At 69.1% G+C, this 14,091-nt stretch carries 16 protein-coding genes; 12 read left to right on the forward strand and 4 right to left on the reverse strand.

The features are described 5' to 3' along the window. Window positions 1-84 precede the first annotated feature (84 nt). The 6 genes from msrA (at window position 85) to ASD34_RS15330 (ending at window position 6,107) form a co-directional block, all read left to right on the forward strand. Entirely contained in the window at window positions 85-636 is a 552-nt protein-coding gene (msrA, locus tag ASD34_RS15305; RefSeq protein ID WP_056579042.1) for a peptide-methionine (S)-S-oxide reductase MsrA, read from the forward strand. A gap of 53 nt (window positions 637-689) precedes the next feature. Beyond that, the gene (locus ASD34_RS15310) at window positions 690-1,049 is read left to right on the forward strand and encodes a hypothetical protein (protein WP_056582388.1); all 360 of its coding nucleotides are present in this window, start codon (window positions 690-692) and stop codon (window positions 1,047-1,049) included. Window positions 1,050-1,133: 84 nt separating this feature from the next. Further along, a complete protein-coding gene (locus tag ASD34_RS15315) occupies window positions 1,134-3,236 on the forward strand; it encodes a TonB-dependent receptor (RefSeq protein ID WP_056579045.1) in 2,103 nt (700 codons plus the stop codon). Between the two features lie 74 nt (window positions 3,237-3,310). Beyond that, on the forward strand, window positions 3,311-4,261 hold the full coding sequence (locus ASD34_RS15320) for an AEC family transporter (RefSeq protein WP_056579048.1): 951 nt from the start codon (window positions 3,311-3,313) through the stop codon (window positions 4,259-4,261). A 254-nt stretch (window positions 4,262-4,515) separates the two neighbouring features. Continuing rightward, entirely contained in the window at window positions 4,516-4,893 is a 378-nt protein-coding gene (locus tag ASD34_RS27560; RefSeq protein WP_157609693.1) for a hypothetical protein, read from the forward strand. Beyond that, window positions 4,893-6,107 carry an OmpA family protein gene (locus ASD34_RS15330; RefSeq protein WP_056579052.1) on the forward strand — a complete coding sequence of 405 codons (1,215 nt, stop codon included), beginning with the start codon at window positions 4,893-4,895 and terminating at the stop codon, window positions 6,105-6,107. Before ASD34_RS27560 ends, ASD34_RS15330 begins: the two co-directional genes overlap by 1 nt. A gap of 7 nt (window positions 6,108-6,114) precedes the next feature. On the opposite strand, the gene pdxH is transcribed toward ASD34_RS15330, so the two are convergent. Further along, window positions 6,115-6,768, reverse strand: coding sequence for a pyridoxamine 5'-phosphate oxidase (gene pdxH / locus ASD34_RS15335; protein WP_056579054.1), 654 nt, complete (start codon window positions 6,766-6,768; stop codon window positions 6,115-6,117). A 29-nt stretch (window positions 6,769-6,797) separates the two neighbouring features. On the opposite strand from pdxH, the gene ASD34_RS15340 reads away from it, so the two are divergent. After that, entirely contained in the window at window positions 6,798-7,367 is a 570-nt protein-coding gene (locus tag ASD34_RS15340; RefSeq protein WP_056579056.1) for an NTP transferase domain-containing protein, read from the forward strand. A gap of 19 nt (window positions 7,368-7,386) precedes the next feature. Here ASD34_RS15340 and ASD34_RS15345 read toward each other — a convergent pair whose 3' ends face one another. Together ASD34_RS15345 and ASD34_RS15350 are read right to left on the reverse strand one after the other, a co-directional pair. Next, window positions 7,387-7,926, reverse strand: a complete 540-nt coding sequence (locus tag ASD34_RS15345; protein WP_056579060.1) for a superoxide dismutase family protein — start codon at window positions 7,924-7,926, stop codon at window positions 7,387-7,389. Next, window positions 7,923-8,675, reverse strand: a complete 753-nt coding sequence (locus ASD34_RS15350; protein WP_235510087.1) for a gamma-glutamylcyclotransferase — start codon at window positions 8,673-8,675, stop codon at window positions 7,923-7,925. The genes ASD34_RS15345 and ASD34_RS15350 overlap by 4 nt, the downstream gene beginning before the upstream one ends. A 90-nt stretch (window positions 8,676-8,765) precedes the next feature. Here ASD34_RS15350 and ASD34_RS15355 point away from each other — a divergent pair, with 90 nt between their 5' ends. Further along, window positions 8,766-9,320, forward strand: coding sequence for an OmpA family protein (locus ASD34_RS15355; protein WP_056579064.1), 555 nt, complete (start codon window positions 8,766-8,768; stop codon window positions 9,318-9,320). Window positions 9,321-9,389: 69 nt separating this feature from the next. On the opposite strand, the gene ASD34_RS15360 is transcribed toward ASD34_RS15355, so the two are convergent. Then, window positions 9,390-10,418 carry a LacI family DNA-binding transcriptional regulator gene (locus ASD34_RS15360; RefSeq protein WP_056579066.1) on the reverse strand — a complete coding sequence of 343 codons (1,029 nt, stop codon included), beginning with the start codon at window positions 10,416-10,418 and terminating at the stop codon, window positions 9,390-9,392. A gap of 227 nt (window positions 10,419-10,645) precedes the next feature. Here ASD34_RS15360 and ASD34_RS15365 point away from each other — a divergent pair, with 227 nt between their 5' ends. From ASD34_RS15365 to ASD34_RS15380, 4 genes are read left to right on the forward strand one after another with little or no spacing between them, the layout of a single operon-like run. Then, entirely contained in the window at window positions 10,646-11,173 is a 528-nt protein-coding gene (locus tag ASD34_RS15365; protein ID WP_056579068.1) for a gluconokinase, read from the forward strand. After that, window positions 11,170-11,694 carry a TRAP transporter small permease gene (locus ASD34_RS15370; RefSeq protein WP_056579070.1) on the forward strand — a complete coding sequence of 175 codons (525 nt, stop codon included), beginning with the start codon at window positions 11,170-11,172 and terminating at the stop codon, window positions 11,692-11,694. Before ASD34_RS15365 ends, ASD34_RS15370 begins: the two co-directional genes overlap by 4 nt. Window positions 11,695-11,704: 10 nt before the next feature. Next, window positions 11,705-12,985, forward strand: a complete 1,281-nt coding sequence (locus tag ASD34_RS15375; protein ID WP_056579072.1) for a TRAP transporter large permease — start codon at window positions 11,705-11,707, stop codon at window positions 12,983-12,985. 53 nt (window positions 12,986-13,038) lie between these two features. Further along, window positions 13,039-14,046, forward strand: coding sequence for a TRAP transporter substrate-binding protein (locus ASD34_RS15380; protein ID WP_056579074.1), 1,008 nt, complete (start codon window positions 13,039-13,041; stop codon window positions 14,044-14,046). Window positions 14,047-14,091: the final 45 nt, after the last annotated feature.

Raw genomic sequence — 14,091 nt, forward strand, 5'->3', positions numbered from 1 at the left:
TTAGTAATGTAGTGACCGGCATCCGGCCCGTCAAGCCGCGACAATACCGGTCCCCGCTTTTTCCAACCCACCCGGAGCCGCGCCATGCCTTCCTCACCGTCGCCCACCGAAACCATCGTGCTCGGCGGAGGCTGCTTCTGGTGCACCGAAGCGGTGTTCGACCGGGTGCAGGGCGTGCTCGACGTCGAATCGGGCTACTGCAATGGCCAGACGGTGAACCCGACCTACGAGCAGATCTGCACCGGCCGCACCGGCCATGCCGAGGTCGTGAAGCTCGAATTCGACCCGGCGCAGATCAGCCTGCGCGAGCTGCTCGAGATCTTCTTCGTGGTGCACGACCCCACCACGTTCAACCGCCAGGGCAACGACGTCGGCACGCAGTACCGCAGCGGCATCTACACCTCGAGCGACGCGCAGAAAGAGGTCGCCGAGTCCGTGATCCGCGAGATTGAGGCCAGCAAGACCTACGCTTCGCCCGTGGTGACCGAAGTGGCTCCGCTGGCCAACTACTCGACGGCCGAGGCCTACCACCAGGACTACTTCCTGAACCACCCGAACCAGGGCTACTGCGCGTTCGTGGTCGGTCCGAAGGTCGAGAAATTCCAGAAGACCTTCGCATCGCGCGTGAAGGCCTGAGTCTCCTGTCCCACGCCCCTGTGTCCGCCACCCTGCGCCAGACCCCGATCCGCATGACGCGCGCCACGCGCGCGCTCGTCGTCGCGCTGGCGTTCGCGCTCTGGTTCGCGGGCACGATGGGGTTGATGCACCGTTCGGTGCACGTTCCAGGTCTTTCGTCGGCGGCCGCAGCCGCCACAAAGGCCGAGCACCGGCACGACACCGGCCACACGCTGGCCAGCCTGTTCGGCGTGCACGACGACGCCGACTGCCGCCTGTACGACCAGCTCGCGCACGGCACGGGCGTGCCCGGCGTGCCCCTGGTGGTACTGCCGATGCTGCTGCCGTCGGCCACCTTCGCTTTTCTGCAGGGCGAGGCCATCGCCCGCTGGGTCGCGCTCTTCGACGCGCGCGGCCCGCCCTCCACTCGCTGAATCCCCTGTGTTCCGGTGGCTGCACCCGCTTCGGGCGGGTGAGGGCGGCCGGTCGTTCCCCGATTCAACGAGTGTTCTTTCTTCATGACCCCCCATTTCCGTCGCAACGCCATCGGCGCTGCCGTTCTTTCGCTCGCCTCGGTGGCGAGCCCGGCCCAGACCGCCGACACCGCCGCCGCCACTGCTGCTGTCGCTGACCCCTCCAGCCTGCGCGAGGTCACCGTCACCGGCAACCCGCTGGGCGCGAGCGACCTGATTGCGCCGACCACCTCTCTGTCGGGCGACCGGCTGCTGCTGCGTTCCGAATCGACGCTCGGCGAAACGCTGAACAACCTGCCCGGCGTGAGCAGCAGCTACTTCGGCCCCAACGCCAGCCGCCCCAGCATCCGCGGTCAGGACGGCGACCGCATCCGCATCCTGCAGAACGGCGGCGGCGCGCCCGATGCCTCGGCGCTGAGCTACGACCACGCCGTACCCGTCGATGCGCTGGTGACCGAGCGCATCGAGGTGCTGCGCGGCCCGTCGGCGCTGCAGTACGGCGGCAGCGCCGTGGGCGGCGTGGTCAACGTGATCGACAACCGCATCCCGACCGAACCCCTCAACGGCTTCGGCGGCCGTGCCGAACTGGGCTACGCCAGCGGCAACAGGGAAAAGAGCGGTGGCGTGCTGCTCGAAGGCGGCAACGACCGCTTCGCCCTGCACGTCGACGCCTTCAACCGGGATTCGAAAGACGTGTCGGTGCCGATCGACCTCGAATGCAGCAGGCCCGGGCGCCCGTCGCTCGCGCGCCGCATCTGCAATTCGCAGAACCAGGCGGACGGCGGCGCGGTCGGCGGCACGCTGTTCTTCAGCCAGGGCTGGATCGGCGCTTCGGCCAGCACCTACCGCAGCAACTACGGCACCGTGGCCGAGGACGAGGTGACCATCGGCATGAAGTCCGACCGCTACGCGCTGGAAGGCGAGTGGCGCCCGGGCGGCTTCATCCGCAGCATCCACGCGAAGGTCAGCCGCACCGACTACCGCCACACCGAATTCGAGGGCGCCGAAGCCGGCACCACCTTCTCGAACCTGAGCAACGACCTGCGCATCGAGGCGCGGCACGAGAAGATCGGCAACCTCGAAGGACTGGCCGGCTTCAGCCGCGAGACCAACCGCTTCGCCGCCGACGGCGCGGAAGCCTTTGCGCCGCACAGCCGCACGCGCTCCAACGCGATGTTCCTGCACGAAGAGCTCGGCACCTCGTGGGGTCGCCTGAGCTTCGGTGCGCGCACCGAGAAGGTCACGGTGCGCTCGCTGGGCTACCCCGACGACCTGTCGGTGACGCGCTTCGCCATCGGCGAGCGCACCTTCAACCCGCACAGCGCGGCGTTCGGCGCGCTGGTCAACCTCACGCCGCAGTGGCAGCTGACCTCGAACCTGGCCTACACGGAGCGCGCGCCGAAGGACTACGAACTGCTTGCCAACGGCCCGCACGTGGCCACCGCGGCCTGGGAAGTGGGCGACCCGAACCTGGGCAAGGAAAAGTCCACCGGCTTCGATCTGGGCGCGCAGTGGAAGTCGGGCCCGAACACGGCCCGCGTGAACGCGTACGTCACGCGCTTTCGCAACTACATCGGCCTGACCGCATCGGGCCGCACGCTCGATGAAGAAGGCCAGGTCGTCACCGACCCCGATGCCACCGACACGCTCGCCGAGTACCGCTATGGCGGCATGCGCGCGCGCTTCACGGGCATCGAGGCCAACGGCAACCTGCGGCTGCTGGGCGCCGACGGCTTCGCGCGCATGACCGACGCGGGCACGCTCGACCTCGAATGGCGCGGCGACATCGTGCGCGCGAAGAACCTCGACACTGGCGAGCCGCTGCCGCGCATCGCCCCGCTGCGCCTGGGTGCCACGCTGGCCTACGGCAACGGGCCGTGGACCGGGCGTGTCGGCTTCGACTACAACGCCGCGCAGCGCCGGGTGCCCGACGTGGGCGCGCGCGAGACGGACGCGTACACGCTGTGGAATGCGTCCATCAGCTACCGCATGAAGGTGCAGCGCGCCAACCTCACCTGGTACGCGCGCATGGACAACATCGGGAACAAGCTGGCCTACACGCCGACGTCGATCCTGACGACGACGGTGTTCCCGAAGGCGCCGCTGCCGGGGCGCTCGCTGAAGGTGGGCTTGCGCGTCACGTTCTGATCGCGGTGTTTCTCTCTCCCCCGCTGGGGGAGGGCGCAAGGCAACGGCAGAAATCGCTCGGCTATCCTCGCCCGGTGAATTCCTTCGTCATCTCTTCGCTCTTTCCCGTCGTCCTGCTCATCGCTGCCGGCTACCTCGCCGGGCGGCGCCGATGGATCGGTGGCAATGCGGTGAAAGACCTGTCGAACCTCATCTTCCTGCTGCTCGCGCCCGCGCTGCTGTTCCGTGCCATGAGCACGGTGCACGTGCAGGCGCTGAGCCTCAAGCCCGTGGCCGCGTACTTCATTGCCTCGGGCCTGCTGTTCGCGGGCACGCTGGCGTGGCGCGGCTTCAACCGCACGGGCGCGGTGCTTGCGCTGGCCAACACCTACAGCAACACCGTGATGATCGGCATCGCGCTGATCGGCCTGGCCTACGGCGAGCCCGGCATGGTGGTGCTGCTCACGCTGATCTCGCTGCATTCGCTCGTGCTCATGACCAGCGCCACCGTGGTGCTCGAGCTGGCCGTGGCGCGCGAGCATGCGGCGGTGAGCGGCGCCGACCGGCGCTCCATGGCGCGCACCGTGGGGCGCGCGCTGCGCAACGCCATCATCCATCCGGTGCCGCTGCCGATCATCGCGGGCCTGCTGTTCGCGCAGACGGGGCTCGTGATGCCCGAGGTGATCGACAAGCCGATCCAGCTGCTCGGCCAGGCCTTCGGGCCGGTCGCGCTGGTGATGGTGGGCATCACGCTCGCGCTCACGCCCATCGGACGCCACTGGCGCGGCGCGCTGGTGCAGGCGCTGGTCAAGAACCTCGTGCACCCGCTGCTGGTGGCGCTCATCGGCTGGCTGCTGGGCGTGCGCGGCATCCCGCTCACCGTGATGGTGGTGGCGGCGGCGCTGCCCATCGGTGCCAACGTGTTCCTGTTCTCGCAGCGCTACCGCAGCGCCGAAGACCTGGTCACGGCCAGCGTGGCGGTGTCGACCGTGCTGGCGCTGGGCACGCTCACGCTGGTGATGGTCTGGGTGCAGTGGTTGCCCTAGATAGGCTCGCCCCCAGGCTTCGCGCACCTCGTGTCGCTTCTCCAACCCCCTACCGGGGGCGACACCTGCAGCCCGGCAAAGCCGGTTCTGCGGTGTCCCGCGACTGAATCGCGCCAGCTTGATGGCGCGCTGGATGCCGCGCTTTTCGCGAACTTTTGCCCGGCGGGGCGACAGCGGTAGCCCTATGCCGTTTGGCAGGGGTGGCCGTTTGGTGGGCTGGCGCGCGGCGTTCGCGCCCCTACATTTGCCGGCTGATGACGATCTACTTGGCGCGTGTTTCGCCCCTTGCCCTTGCAGTGACGGCGGTGGTCGCGACGGTGATCGCGCTGTACGGCGTGCGCGCCGATGCGGCGGGCGAGGCCAAGCCGTGCCGCACGCCCTGCCTGGCCGTTCCCGTGCCGGCGGAGGCACCGCCGGCCAGGGAAGCGGAGCCCAGGCCCGCCGTCGTGCGGCCGGCACCGAAGCCGCGCCCGCAGATCACCGCCACCGCAGCGCCGGCGCCCGAGGCTCATCGCGACCCCGTCGAGCGGCGCCCGGCGCCTTCGAAACGCTGCAGCGAGATCAACATGCGCGCCGCCGTCGGCGAGCCGCTGTCGGACCAGGACATGACCATTTTGAGGAGCCAGTGCTGATGACCACGACCACCATGAACACCGCCGCGCCCCGCACTCTGTGGCGCGTGCTGGCGCTGTGCGCCGCCGCGCTGCTGGCCGCAGCCTGCGCGCACCGCCCCGCGCCCAGCAGTGCCATGCCCTTCGACCAGGCGGTGACCCAGGCGGTCGACGACCTCATGGTGCAGACCCAGAAATTGCCGGCCTTCCTGGCCAAGGTGGAGTCGACCTTGTCGCAGCGTCGCATCGTGATCGACCCGCTGCTCGAAGGCGCCAGCGGCCAGCAGACCGAGGTGACGCGCGTGGCCGAGCAGCGCATCGTGCAGCGCATGCAGGCGCAGTTCAGGCAGTTCACCGTGACGCCGTTCAATGCCAGCGAGATCGGCAATGCGCAGTACGTGCTCAACGGCACGCTGGTGCGCGACAAGGACGCCTCGGACGCGCCGTACCGGCTGAACCTTGCCATGACCGAGATCAAGAGCGGCATGGTGATCGCGCAGTCGGTCGCGCGCATCAGCGACGCCTCGCTCGACACGCGGCCCACCGCCTTCTTCCGCGACAGCCCGGTGAACGGCAAGGACCGCGGCGTGGAGGGCTACATACGCACCGCCGAGACGCCGGCGGGGCAGGCCGCCGACGCCCTCTACCTGGAGCGCCTGCCGACCGCCACGGTGCTGCAGGAGGCCACCGCCGCCTACGAGGCCGGCCGCATGAGCGAGGCCCTGAGCCGCTACGAGGCCGCCTCGAAGCGCGCCGACGGCCAGCAGCTGCGCATCTACAGCGGGCTGTACCTCACGCAGTCGCAGCTGGGCCGCACGGCCGACGCCGAGCGCACCTTCGGCACGCTGGCGCGGCTGGGGCTCGAGAGCAACAACCTGAGCGTCAAGTTCCTGTTCAAGCCGGGCTCGACCGACTTCCTGGCCGACCCGAAGATCAGCGCGGCCTACCCGATGTGGCTGCGCCAGATCGCGCGGCAGGCGGCGCAGATCGATGCCTGCGTGGTGGTCACGGGCCACACGAGCCGCACGGGTTCGGAGGCGGTCAACGAGCGGCTGTCGCTGCAGCGCGCGACCAGCGTCAAGGCGCGGCTGGTGAGCGAGGCGCCTCCGCTGTCGAAGAAACTGCGCGAGGCCGGCATGGGCTTTCGCGAGAACATCGTCGGCACGGGCGCCGACGATGCGAGCGACGCGCTGGACCGGCGCGTCGAATTCAAGGTTGCTGGTTGCGAGGCCTGAGCCAGGTTCAGGGAGCCAGGCGTTCGCGCACCCAGTCGGCGTCTTCGAGCCTGTAGCGCAGCCGATCATGCAGCCGGCTCTTGCGCCCCTGCCAGAACTCCCAGCGGTCGGGCACCAGCCGGAAGCCGCCCCAGTGCGGCGGACGCGGCGGCGACAGCAGGTGTTTGGCGGCGTACACGGCGGCGTTCTTCACCAGCACGTCGCGTCCGCTGATCACCTCGCTCTGCGGGCTGGCCCAGGCGCCGATGCGTGAATCGAGCGGGCGACTGGCGTAGTAGGCATCGCTCTCCTCGGCGCTGACGCGCTCGACGCGGCCCTCGATGCGCACCACGCGCTCCAGCTCGACCCAGTGGAACTGCAGCGAGGCATACGGATTGCCCGACAGCTCGCGGCCCTTGCGGCTGTCGTAGTTGGTGTACCAGACGATGCCGCGCGCGTCGTAACCCTTGATCAGCACGATGCGGCTGGACGGCCGCAAGTCGCTGCCCACGGTGCACAGCGTCATCGCGTTGGGCTCGGGAATCTGCGCGCCGATGGCCTCGGTGAGCCAGCGCTCGAACTGCTGCAGCGGGTCGGCGGCACTGCGGGTCTCGTCGAGCTCGGCGCGCTCGTAGCTCTTGCGCAGCGCGGCCAGCGCGTCTTTGGAAAGCGGAGAAGTCATGGCGGGATTGTTGCGCACATACTTCGCCCATGACGACAACAGAGGCGAACACCCCGACCGTGATCGTGCTGGCCTCGGGCCGCGGCGAGCGCTTCATCGCGGCCGGCGGCACGGGCTCGAAGCTGCAGGCGCTGCTCGCGGGCCGGCCGGTGCTCCAGCGCACGCTCGATGCCGTGCGCGCCAGCGGCCTGCCGTGGCACCTGGAAGACGCGGGTCACCCCGGCATGGGCGACTCGATTGCGGCCGCCGTGCGCGCCACGCCCGACGCGGCGGGCTGGCTGATCCTGCCGGGCGACCTGCCGTTGGTGCTGCCTGCCACGTTGCGCGCGGTGGCCGCGGCGCTCGGCGGGCGCGTGAACGCCGTGCAGCCACAGTATCGAGGCGAACGCGGCCATCCGGTGGGCTTTGCGGCGGGCTGCGGGGCGCAGCTGGCGGCGCTGGAAGGGAACATGGGCGCGTCGCCCGTGCTGCGGGCGATGCGTGCGATCGATTCAGTCGTCGATCTGGCGGTGGACGATGCCGGCGTGGTGACCGACATCGACACGCCCGAGGCCCTGGCGCGGGCCGAGGCGCGCTGGCAGGCGCGCGCAGGCGCCTGACCCGTCACACCTTTTGCTCTCAGCCCTTGGGAATCACCGCGCAGAGCACGCGCGGGCCGGAGTTGCCGGCGGGTTGCGTCGTGAAGTCGTCACGGTCGCGGTGCACCACCAGCGCGCGGCCGCGCACGTTGTTGGCGGCGCCGTCGGTCAACGAGATCGCGTGGTTGTCGACACTGAATCGCGCCACGCCGCGGGCGTCGGCCACGAGGCTGGGCAGCTCGCCGGCATGGCTGCCGGGGGCGGAGAACTTGCCGTGCGTGCCGCCGGCCGGGTTGAAGTGGCCGCCCGAGGCGTTGCCGTTGTCGCCGCAGTCGCCCTTTTCATGGATGTGGAAACCGTGCTCGCTGCCCGGTGCCAGGCCGCGCACTTCGCCGGACACGCGCACGCCGTGGTCGAGGGCGGTGAGCGTCACCGAGCCGCGCGCGGGGTTGGGCGTGACGGCGGCGGTGGGGGTCAGCTCGACCGTGGTGCTCGGCTTGCCGCCCATGCTGCCGCAGGCGGCGAGCACGGCGGTGGCGAGGAGGGCGGTGCCGGTGGCGAGAAGACGGCGATGGTTCATGGTTTTTCCTTGTCGAAGGGGACAGAAGATGAGGGGGGTGAATTGTCGGAAGACCCCGGAACGTATACCGGAGCGGGCGGCGCACTGCAATCAGCCGGTGCCTCGAAAGGGGCATCGGCCGGCGCTTCGGCGGCCGTCAGCGCCACCAGGCGGGCCAGCGCCGCGTCGTGGATCGCGTGGCGCTGCAGCTCCAGAAAAGTCTGACGTGCGTAGTCGAGCGAGCTGCCGTAGCGACCCACCGCATTCGCGAAGATGTGGCGGTAGCGCTCGTCGCTGAGTTCGCCCGTGAAGTTGGGGCTGCGCCGCGAGAGCGTGAAGGCCAGCGCGCGCACCGGCCCTTCGGCCGTGCCGCATTGCAGCCACTTGGGGTCGTACACGCCCGTCGGCATCTCGCGCAGCCAGAGGCGCTTCAGCGTCTCCAGCCCTTCGTCCTTCGGCACGCGGAACACCACGCCCCGGCAACTGCCGCCCGAGAGCAGGCCGAACACCAGGCCCGGCGTCTGCACGCTGCCGCGGTTGACCCGGCTCCACATCTTGAGCGCGCGGTGCCAGCCGTGCACCGAGGCCGCGCGCCGTTCCGCAAAACCGAACTCGGGCCGCCAGATCAGCGAGCCGTAGCCGAACAGCCAGAGGTCGTCGCGGCCGCCCCAGTCGGCGATCGCTCGTTCCAGCATCGGCTGCGGGTCGCGCAGCGGACGGGGCATCGGGTCGAGCCCCGGCGGACCGGGGTCCGGCGCGCCGGCTGACACGGGGGTGTGGGAAGCGGCGCCTACAATTTCGTGATCATGGTTCACCGCACCATTATTTACCGACCCCTTTCCTACGGAGATCGCGCTTCCATGAACAACGACGACAGCCAGCAGAATTTCGCCCTCGGCTTCCTGGTGGCATTGATCGCGCTGGTGATCATGTTCGTGATCGGCATTGCGTTCTGGCACAAGGGCCTGGGCGCTGCGGCTGTGCAGGCCAAGCCCGCTGTCGTGGCCTCGGCAGCCGCACCGGCCCCGGGCGGCGCGGTCGCGGTGACCGAAGTCACCGAGACCGTCACCGTGGTGATCCCCGACGGCGCCAGCATCCGCGTGGCCGGCGACGTGGTGAACTTCTACTTCGCGACCGGCAGCGCCGACCTCGCGCCGGGCGCCGCCGAGGCGCTGGCCGTGGTCATCAAGGGCGTCGAGGGCGGCCGCAAGGCGGTGGTCTCGGGCTTTCACGATGCCACGGGCGACGCGGCCATCAACGAGGAACTCGCCAAGAAGCGCGCCCAGATGGTGCGCGAGGTGTTGGCAGGCCTGGGTGTGCCGGCCGAGAAGATCGATCTGCAGAAGCCCGCCGTCACCGCCGGGACGGGCAACGACGCCGAGGCGCGCCGTGTCGAGGTGAAACTGGTCGACTGACCTGCGGCCGCATCCCCCGCGAAGCCCGGCCTGCCGGGCTTTTTCATGGGCGCAGCTTTGGTGTTCGCCTCAGGTGCTGCCGCGCACGACCAGTTCGTAGTCCAGCTCGATGCAGCCGGGCTGCGCCAGCGTGCCGCGCATCAGGCCCAGCAGCATCTCGGCGCCGGCCTGGCCGACCTCGCTGCGCGGCGTGCGCATGGTGGTCAGCGGCGGCACCATCTGGTCGCTGCCGGCCAGATCGTTGAAGCCGGCGATGGCGATGCGCCCGGGCACCGGCACCTGCAGGCGGTTGGCCGCCAGCAGCCCGCCCTGCGCGATGTCGTCGTTGCAGAAGAAGATGGCATCGATGTCCGGCATGCGCTGCAGCATCTCCTCGAACAGGCGTGCGCCCAGCGCGATGGACGAGCGCTCGGGGCTGAGCATTTCCAGCCGCGCGTCGTAGAGGCCGGCCTCGCGCAGGCAGCGGCGGTAGCCCTCGGCGCGCTGCAGCACGCGCGGATCGAGCTGCGCGCCGCAGAAGGCGATGCGGCGATGCCCGCGCTCCAGCAGATGGCGCGTGACGTCGGCACCCGCGTCCACTTGCGAGAAGCCCACGCAGGCCACGCCCGGCGCGGTGCTGGTTTCCATCAGGTGCACGCAGGGCACGCCGCTGTGCGCGATGAGCTGGCGTGCCGTCTCGCTGCGGTCGAAGCCGGTCACCAGCAGGCCCGCGGGCCGGTGGGGCAGGTAGGTGCGCAGCAGCAGTTCCTCTTCGGCGCTGTCGTAATGCGTCACGCCGATGAAGGGCTGGTAGCCGACGGGAAAGAGCGTGCGGTGCACCGCTTCCAGCAGGTCGACGAACAAGGTGTTGGACAGCATCGGCACCAGCACCAGCACCTGGCTGCTGCGCTGGGAGGCCAGGGCGCGGGCGGCGGGGTCGGGCACGTAGCCCAGGCGCTCGGCCGCCTCGCGCACGCGCAGGGTCAGCGCCGGATCGACGCCGCGCTCGCCGCGCAGCGCACGCGAGACGGTGATCGGGCTGACCGCCGCGGCGCGCGCCACGTCGTCGAGGGTGATGCGGCCACTGGAGCGGCGGGTGCGGCGGGGCACGTCGGTCAAGGGTTAATCCGTAGAAAGAGAAGGCTCATTGTTCTATAGGATAGCGCTATCCTTCAAAGGGTTAACAAGTAGTTCATGTTCCGGCATCGGGTGCAGCGCGGCCGCTTCCCTCTGGAAGACAATCGAAGAAAATCATGAAATGTTATGGCCCGAGCCCTTGCTGGGCCTTTTTTTGATCTCCTATGGACAGCGCTATCTCACAATTTCAACCCCAGGCTCTCGTGGTCATGGGCGTGTCCGGCTGCGGCAAGTCGAGCGTCGGGGCCGCCTGTGCCCAGGCGCTGGGCTGGACGCTGCACGAGGGCGACGCATACCACGCACCCGAAAGCGTTGCCAAGATGCGCGCGGGCACGCCGCTCACCGACGCCGATCGTGCCGGCTGGCTGGACCGGCTGGCCGGCCTGCTGGCATCTGCGCCCGAAGGCGCCGGCCGGGTGCTGACCTGCTCGGCGCTGCGCAAGCGCTACCGCGACCGGCTGCGCCAGGCGATGCCGCGCCTGGGTTTCGTGTTCCTGTCGCTGGACTACGACGCCGCGCTGGCGCGCGTGCAGGCGCGCCCCGGCCATTTCTTCTCGCCAACGCTGGTCTCGAACCAGTTCGCCACGCTCGAGTCGCCCGTGGGCGAGCCGGGCGTGCTGGTGCTGGACGCGACGCAGCCCATGGCGGACCTGGTGGCCGCCGTGGTCGCGTGGGTTGCGGCGCCTGCTTCTTCTTCAACCGCAGGGCGCGACACGCCGCCCGGAGACATCGCATGAGCCAATCTCCCCCATCTCACTCCACGCAGCCGGTGCGGCGCAAGCCGGCGCTCCAGCGCCTGGCCGAACTCTTCATGGTCGTGGCGCTCGCCGGCATGGTCGTCGCGGTCTTCGTGAACGTCGTGCTGCGCTACGTGTTCGCCACCAGCATCGTGTCGTACGAGGAAATCTCGCGCCTGCTGTTCGTCTGGCTGGTGGCCGTGGGCACCATCGTCGCGGCCTTCGAGGGCAAGCACCTGGGCTTCGACATGCTGACGTCGCGCCTGAAGGGCCGCCCGCGCAAGGGCCTGTTCTGGTTGAGCCAATTGCTGGTGGCCGGGTGCATGGTGCTGCTGCTGAAGGGCGCGTGGGCGCAGGTGGTCGCCGGCATGGAGAGCTTCAGCACGGTGCTGGGCTATCCGCTGGCGCTCGGCGCGGCCGCCACGCTGGTGCTGGCCGTCGGCTTGCTGGTGGCGCTGGTGTTCGACCTCGTGCGCGGCGAGCCGCTGGCCAGCTCGGGCGGCGCGGGCGAGATCGAATGAGGACGGCGCCATGATCGTCACCGCTCTCTTCCTGATCGTGCTCATCGGCGGCATGGTGATCGGCATGCCGATCGCCCATGCGCTGGTGCTGACCGGTGTCGCGCTCATGTGGCACCTGGACTTCTTCGATGCGCAGCTGCTCGCGCAGAACCTGCAGGCCGGCTTCGACAACTTCCCGCTGCTGGCCGTGCCCTTCTTCATCCTGGCCGGCGAGCTGATGAATGCGGGCGGCCTGTCGCGCCGCATCATCGACCTGGCCCGTGCCTTCGTCGGGCACATTCCCGGCGGTTTGGGCTTCGTGGCCATCGGCGCCGCCGTGCTGCTGGCGTCGATGAGCGGCTCGGCCATTGCCGACACCGCCGCCCTTGCCACCATCCTGCTGCCCATGATGCGCGAGCAGAAGTACCCGCCGGGCTACAGCGCGGGCCTGCTCGCGTCGGGCGGCATCATCGCGCCGATCATTCCGCCGTCGATGCCCTTCGTGATCTACGGCGTGACCACCAACACGTCGATCAGCAAGCTGTTCCTGGCCGGCGTGTTCCCCGGCCTGATGATGGGCGCGTTCCTGATCAGCGCCTGGTGGTGGATCGCCCGCAAGCACAAGCTGCCCGCCATGGCGCGCGTGGCATGGGGCGCGCGCATGAAGGCGCTGCTGCACAGCTTCTGGGCCATGATGATGCCGGTCATCATCCTGGGCGGCCTCAAGGGCGGCATCTTCACGCCCACCGAAGCCGCCGTGGTGGCTGCGGTGTATGCGCTGATCGTCTCGATGTTCGTGTACCGCGAGCTGACCTGGGCCGGCCTGTACGAGGTCTTCCTGGCCGCAGGCAAGACCACCGCCGTGGTGATGTTCCTGTGCGGCGCCGCAACCGTGACCGCCTACATGATCACGCTGGCCGACCTGCCCAACCTGCTGGCCGACAGCTTCTCGGGCGTGATGGGCGACCCCATCCTCTTCATGGCGTTGATGATGGTGTTCCTGCTGGTGGTCGGCACGGCGATGGACCTGACGCCCACCATCCTGATCTTCGGCCCCGTGTGCGCGCCGCTGGCCATGAAGGCCGGCATCGACCCGGTGTACTTCGGCTTCATGTTCATCTACGTGGGCTGCATCGGGCTGATCACGCCGCCCGTGGGCACCGTGCAGAACGTGGTGGCCGGTGTCGGCCGGCTGCGCATGGAAACCGTGATCAAGGGCACCACGCCGTTCCTGCTCATGTATGTGCTGCTGGCCGTGCTCTTCGTGCTGTTCCCCTCGCTCGTGACCGCGCCGCTGGCGTGGATGCACTGACGCGACTTCCACTTTTTTCTTCTCGTCACCCTTTCGATACTCAGGAGACTTCCATGCGCATCCGTTTCGCTCTCGCCGGCCTCGTGGCCGCACTCGCCACCGCCGGCGCCGTCCAGGCGCAGGATTTCAAGCCGCGCATCGTGCGCTTCGGCTATGGCCTGGTCGACAACTCCAACCAGGGCCGCGCGGTCCGCCTGTTCGCCCAGGAAGTCGAGAAGGCTTCGGGCGGCAAGATGAAGGTCCGCGGCATCGGCAACGCGGCACTCGGTTCCGACACGCAGATGCAGCAGGCGCTGATCGGCGGCGCGCAGGAAATGATGGTCGGTTCCACGGCCACCCTCGTGGGCATCGTTCCCGAGATGGCCGTGTGGGACACGCCCTTCCTCTTCAGCAACGTGAAGGAAGCCGACGTCGTGCTCGACGGTCCCGTGGGCGAGAAGGTCAAGGCGAAGCTGGAACCCAAGGGCATGGTCGGCCTGGTCTACTGGGAAAACGGTTTTCGCAACCTCACCAACAGCAAGCGCCCCGTCAACAAGCTCGAAGACATGGGCGACATCAAGCTGCGCGTGATGCAGAACAACGTGTTCCTCGACAGCTTCAAGGCGCTGGGCGCCAACGCCGTGCCGCTGCCGTTCTCCGAGCTGTTCACCGCCCTCGAAACGCGCGCCGTGGACGGCCAGGAGAATCCGTTCAACACCGTGGTGTCGAGCAAGTTCTACGAAGTGCAGAAGTACCTGACGGTGACCAACCACGTCTACAGCCCCTGGATCGTCACGGTCAGCAAGAAGTGGTGGGACACGCTGAGCCCGGCCGAGAAGAAGGTGCTGCAGGACGCCGCCGTGAAGAGCCGCGAGTTCGAGCGCAAGGACACCCGAGAAGAAGCCACCAAGGCCCTGGCCGAACTGCGCACCAAGGGCATGCAGGTGAACGAACTGCCCGCCACCGAGGCCAACCGCATGCGCGAGAAGCTCGCGAGCGTCAACAGCGGCATCGCCAAGGCCGTGGGGCAGGAGACCTGGGACGCGGTCAACGGCGCCGTCGCGCAAGTGCGCGGCAAGTAAGCAGGCCTTTCCCCTCGGGTGAAGGCGGCTTCGCGCCGCCTTCGT

It is taken from the genome of Variovorax sp. Root473, from assembly GCF_001426505.1.
Classification (GTDB): domain Bacteria; phylum Pseudomonadota; class Gammaproteobacteria; order Burkholderiales; family Burkholderiaceae_C; genus Variovorax.

Bases quoted from the DNA above. Each gene is read 5' to 3' on its own strand.
- ASD34_RS15310 (WP_056582388.1), top strand. From the start codon at position 690: ATGACGCGCGCCACGCGCGCGCTCGTCGTCGCGCTGGCGTTCGCGCTC.
- msrA (WP_056579042.1), top strand. From the start codon at position 85: ATGCCTTCCTCACCGTCGCCCACCGAAACCATCGTGCTCGGCGGAGGC.
- ASD34_RS15315 (WP_056579045.1), top strand. From the start codon at position 1,134: ATGACCCCCCATTTCCGTCGCAACGCCATCGGCGCTGCCGTTCTTTCG.
- ASD34_RS27560 (WP_157609693.1), top strand. From the start codon at position 4,516: ATGACGATCTACTTGGCGCGTGTTTCGCCCCTTGCCCTTGCAGTGACG.
- ASD34_RS15365 (WP_056579068.1), top strand. From the start codon at position 10,646: ATGGGCGTGTCCGGCTGCGGCAAGTCGAGCGTCGGGGCCGCCTGTGCC.
- ASD34_RS15380 (WP_056579074.1), top strand. From the start codon at position 13,039: ATGCGCATCCGTTTCGCTCTCGCCGGCCTCGTGGCCGCACTCGCCACC.
- ASD34_RS15375 (WP_056579072.1), top strand. From the start codon at position 11,705: ATGATCGTCACCGCTCTCTTCCTGATCGTGCTCATCGGCGGCATGGTG.
- ASD34_RS15370 (WP_056579070.1), top strand. From the start codon at position 11,170: ATGAGCCAATCTCCCCCATCTCACTCCACGCAGCCGGTGCGGCGCAAG.
- ASD34_RS15340 (WP_056579056.1), top strand. From the start codon at position 6,798: ATGACGACAACAGAGGCGAACACCCCGACCGTGATCGTGCTGGCCTCG.
- ASD34_RS15345 (WP_056579060.1), bottom strand. From the start codon at position 7,926: ATGAACCATCGCCGTCTTCTCGCCACCGGCACCGCCCTCCTCGCCACC.
- ASD34_RS15355 (WP_056579064.1), top strand. From the start codon at position 8,766: ATGAACAACGACGACAGCCAGCAGAATTTCGCCCTCGGCTTCCTGGTG.
- pdxH (WP_056579054.1), bottom strand. From the start codon at position 6,768: ATGACTTCTCCGCTTTCCAAAGACGCGCTGGCCGCGCTGCGCAAGAGC.
- ASD34_RS15330 (WP_056579052.1), top strand. From the start codon at position 4,893: ATGACCACGACCACCATGAACACCGCCGCGCCCCGCACTCTGTGGCGC.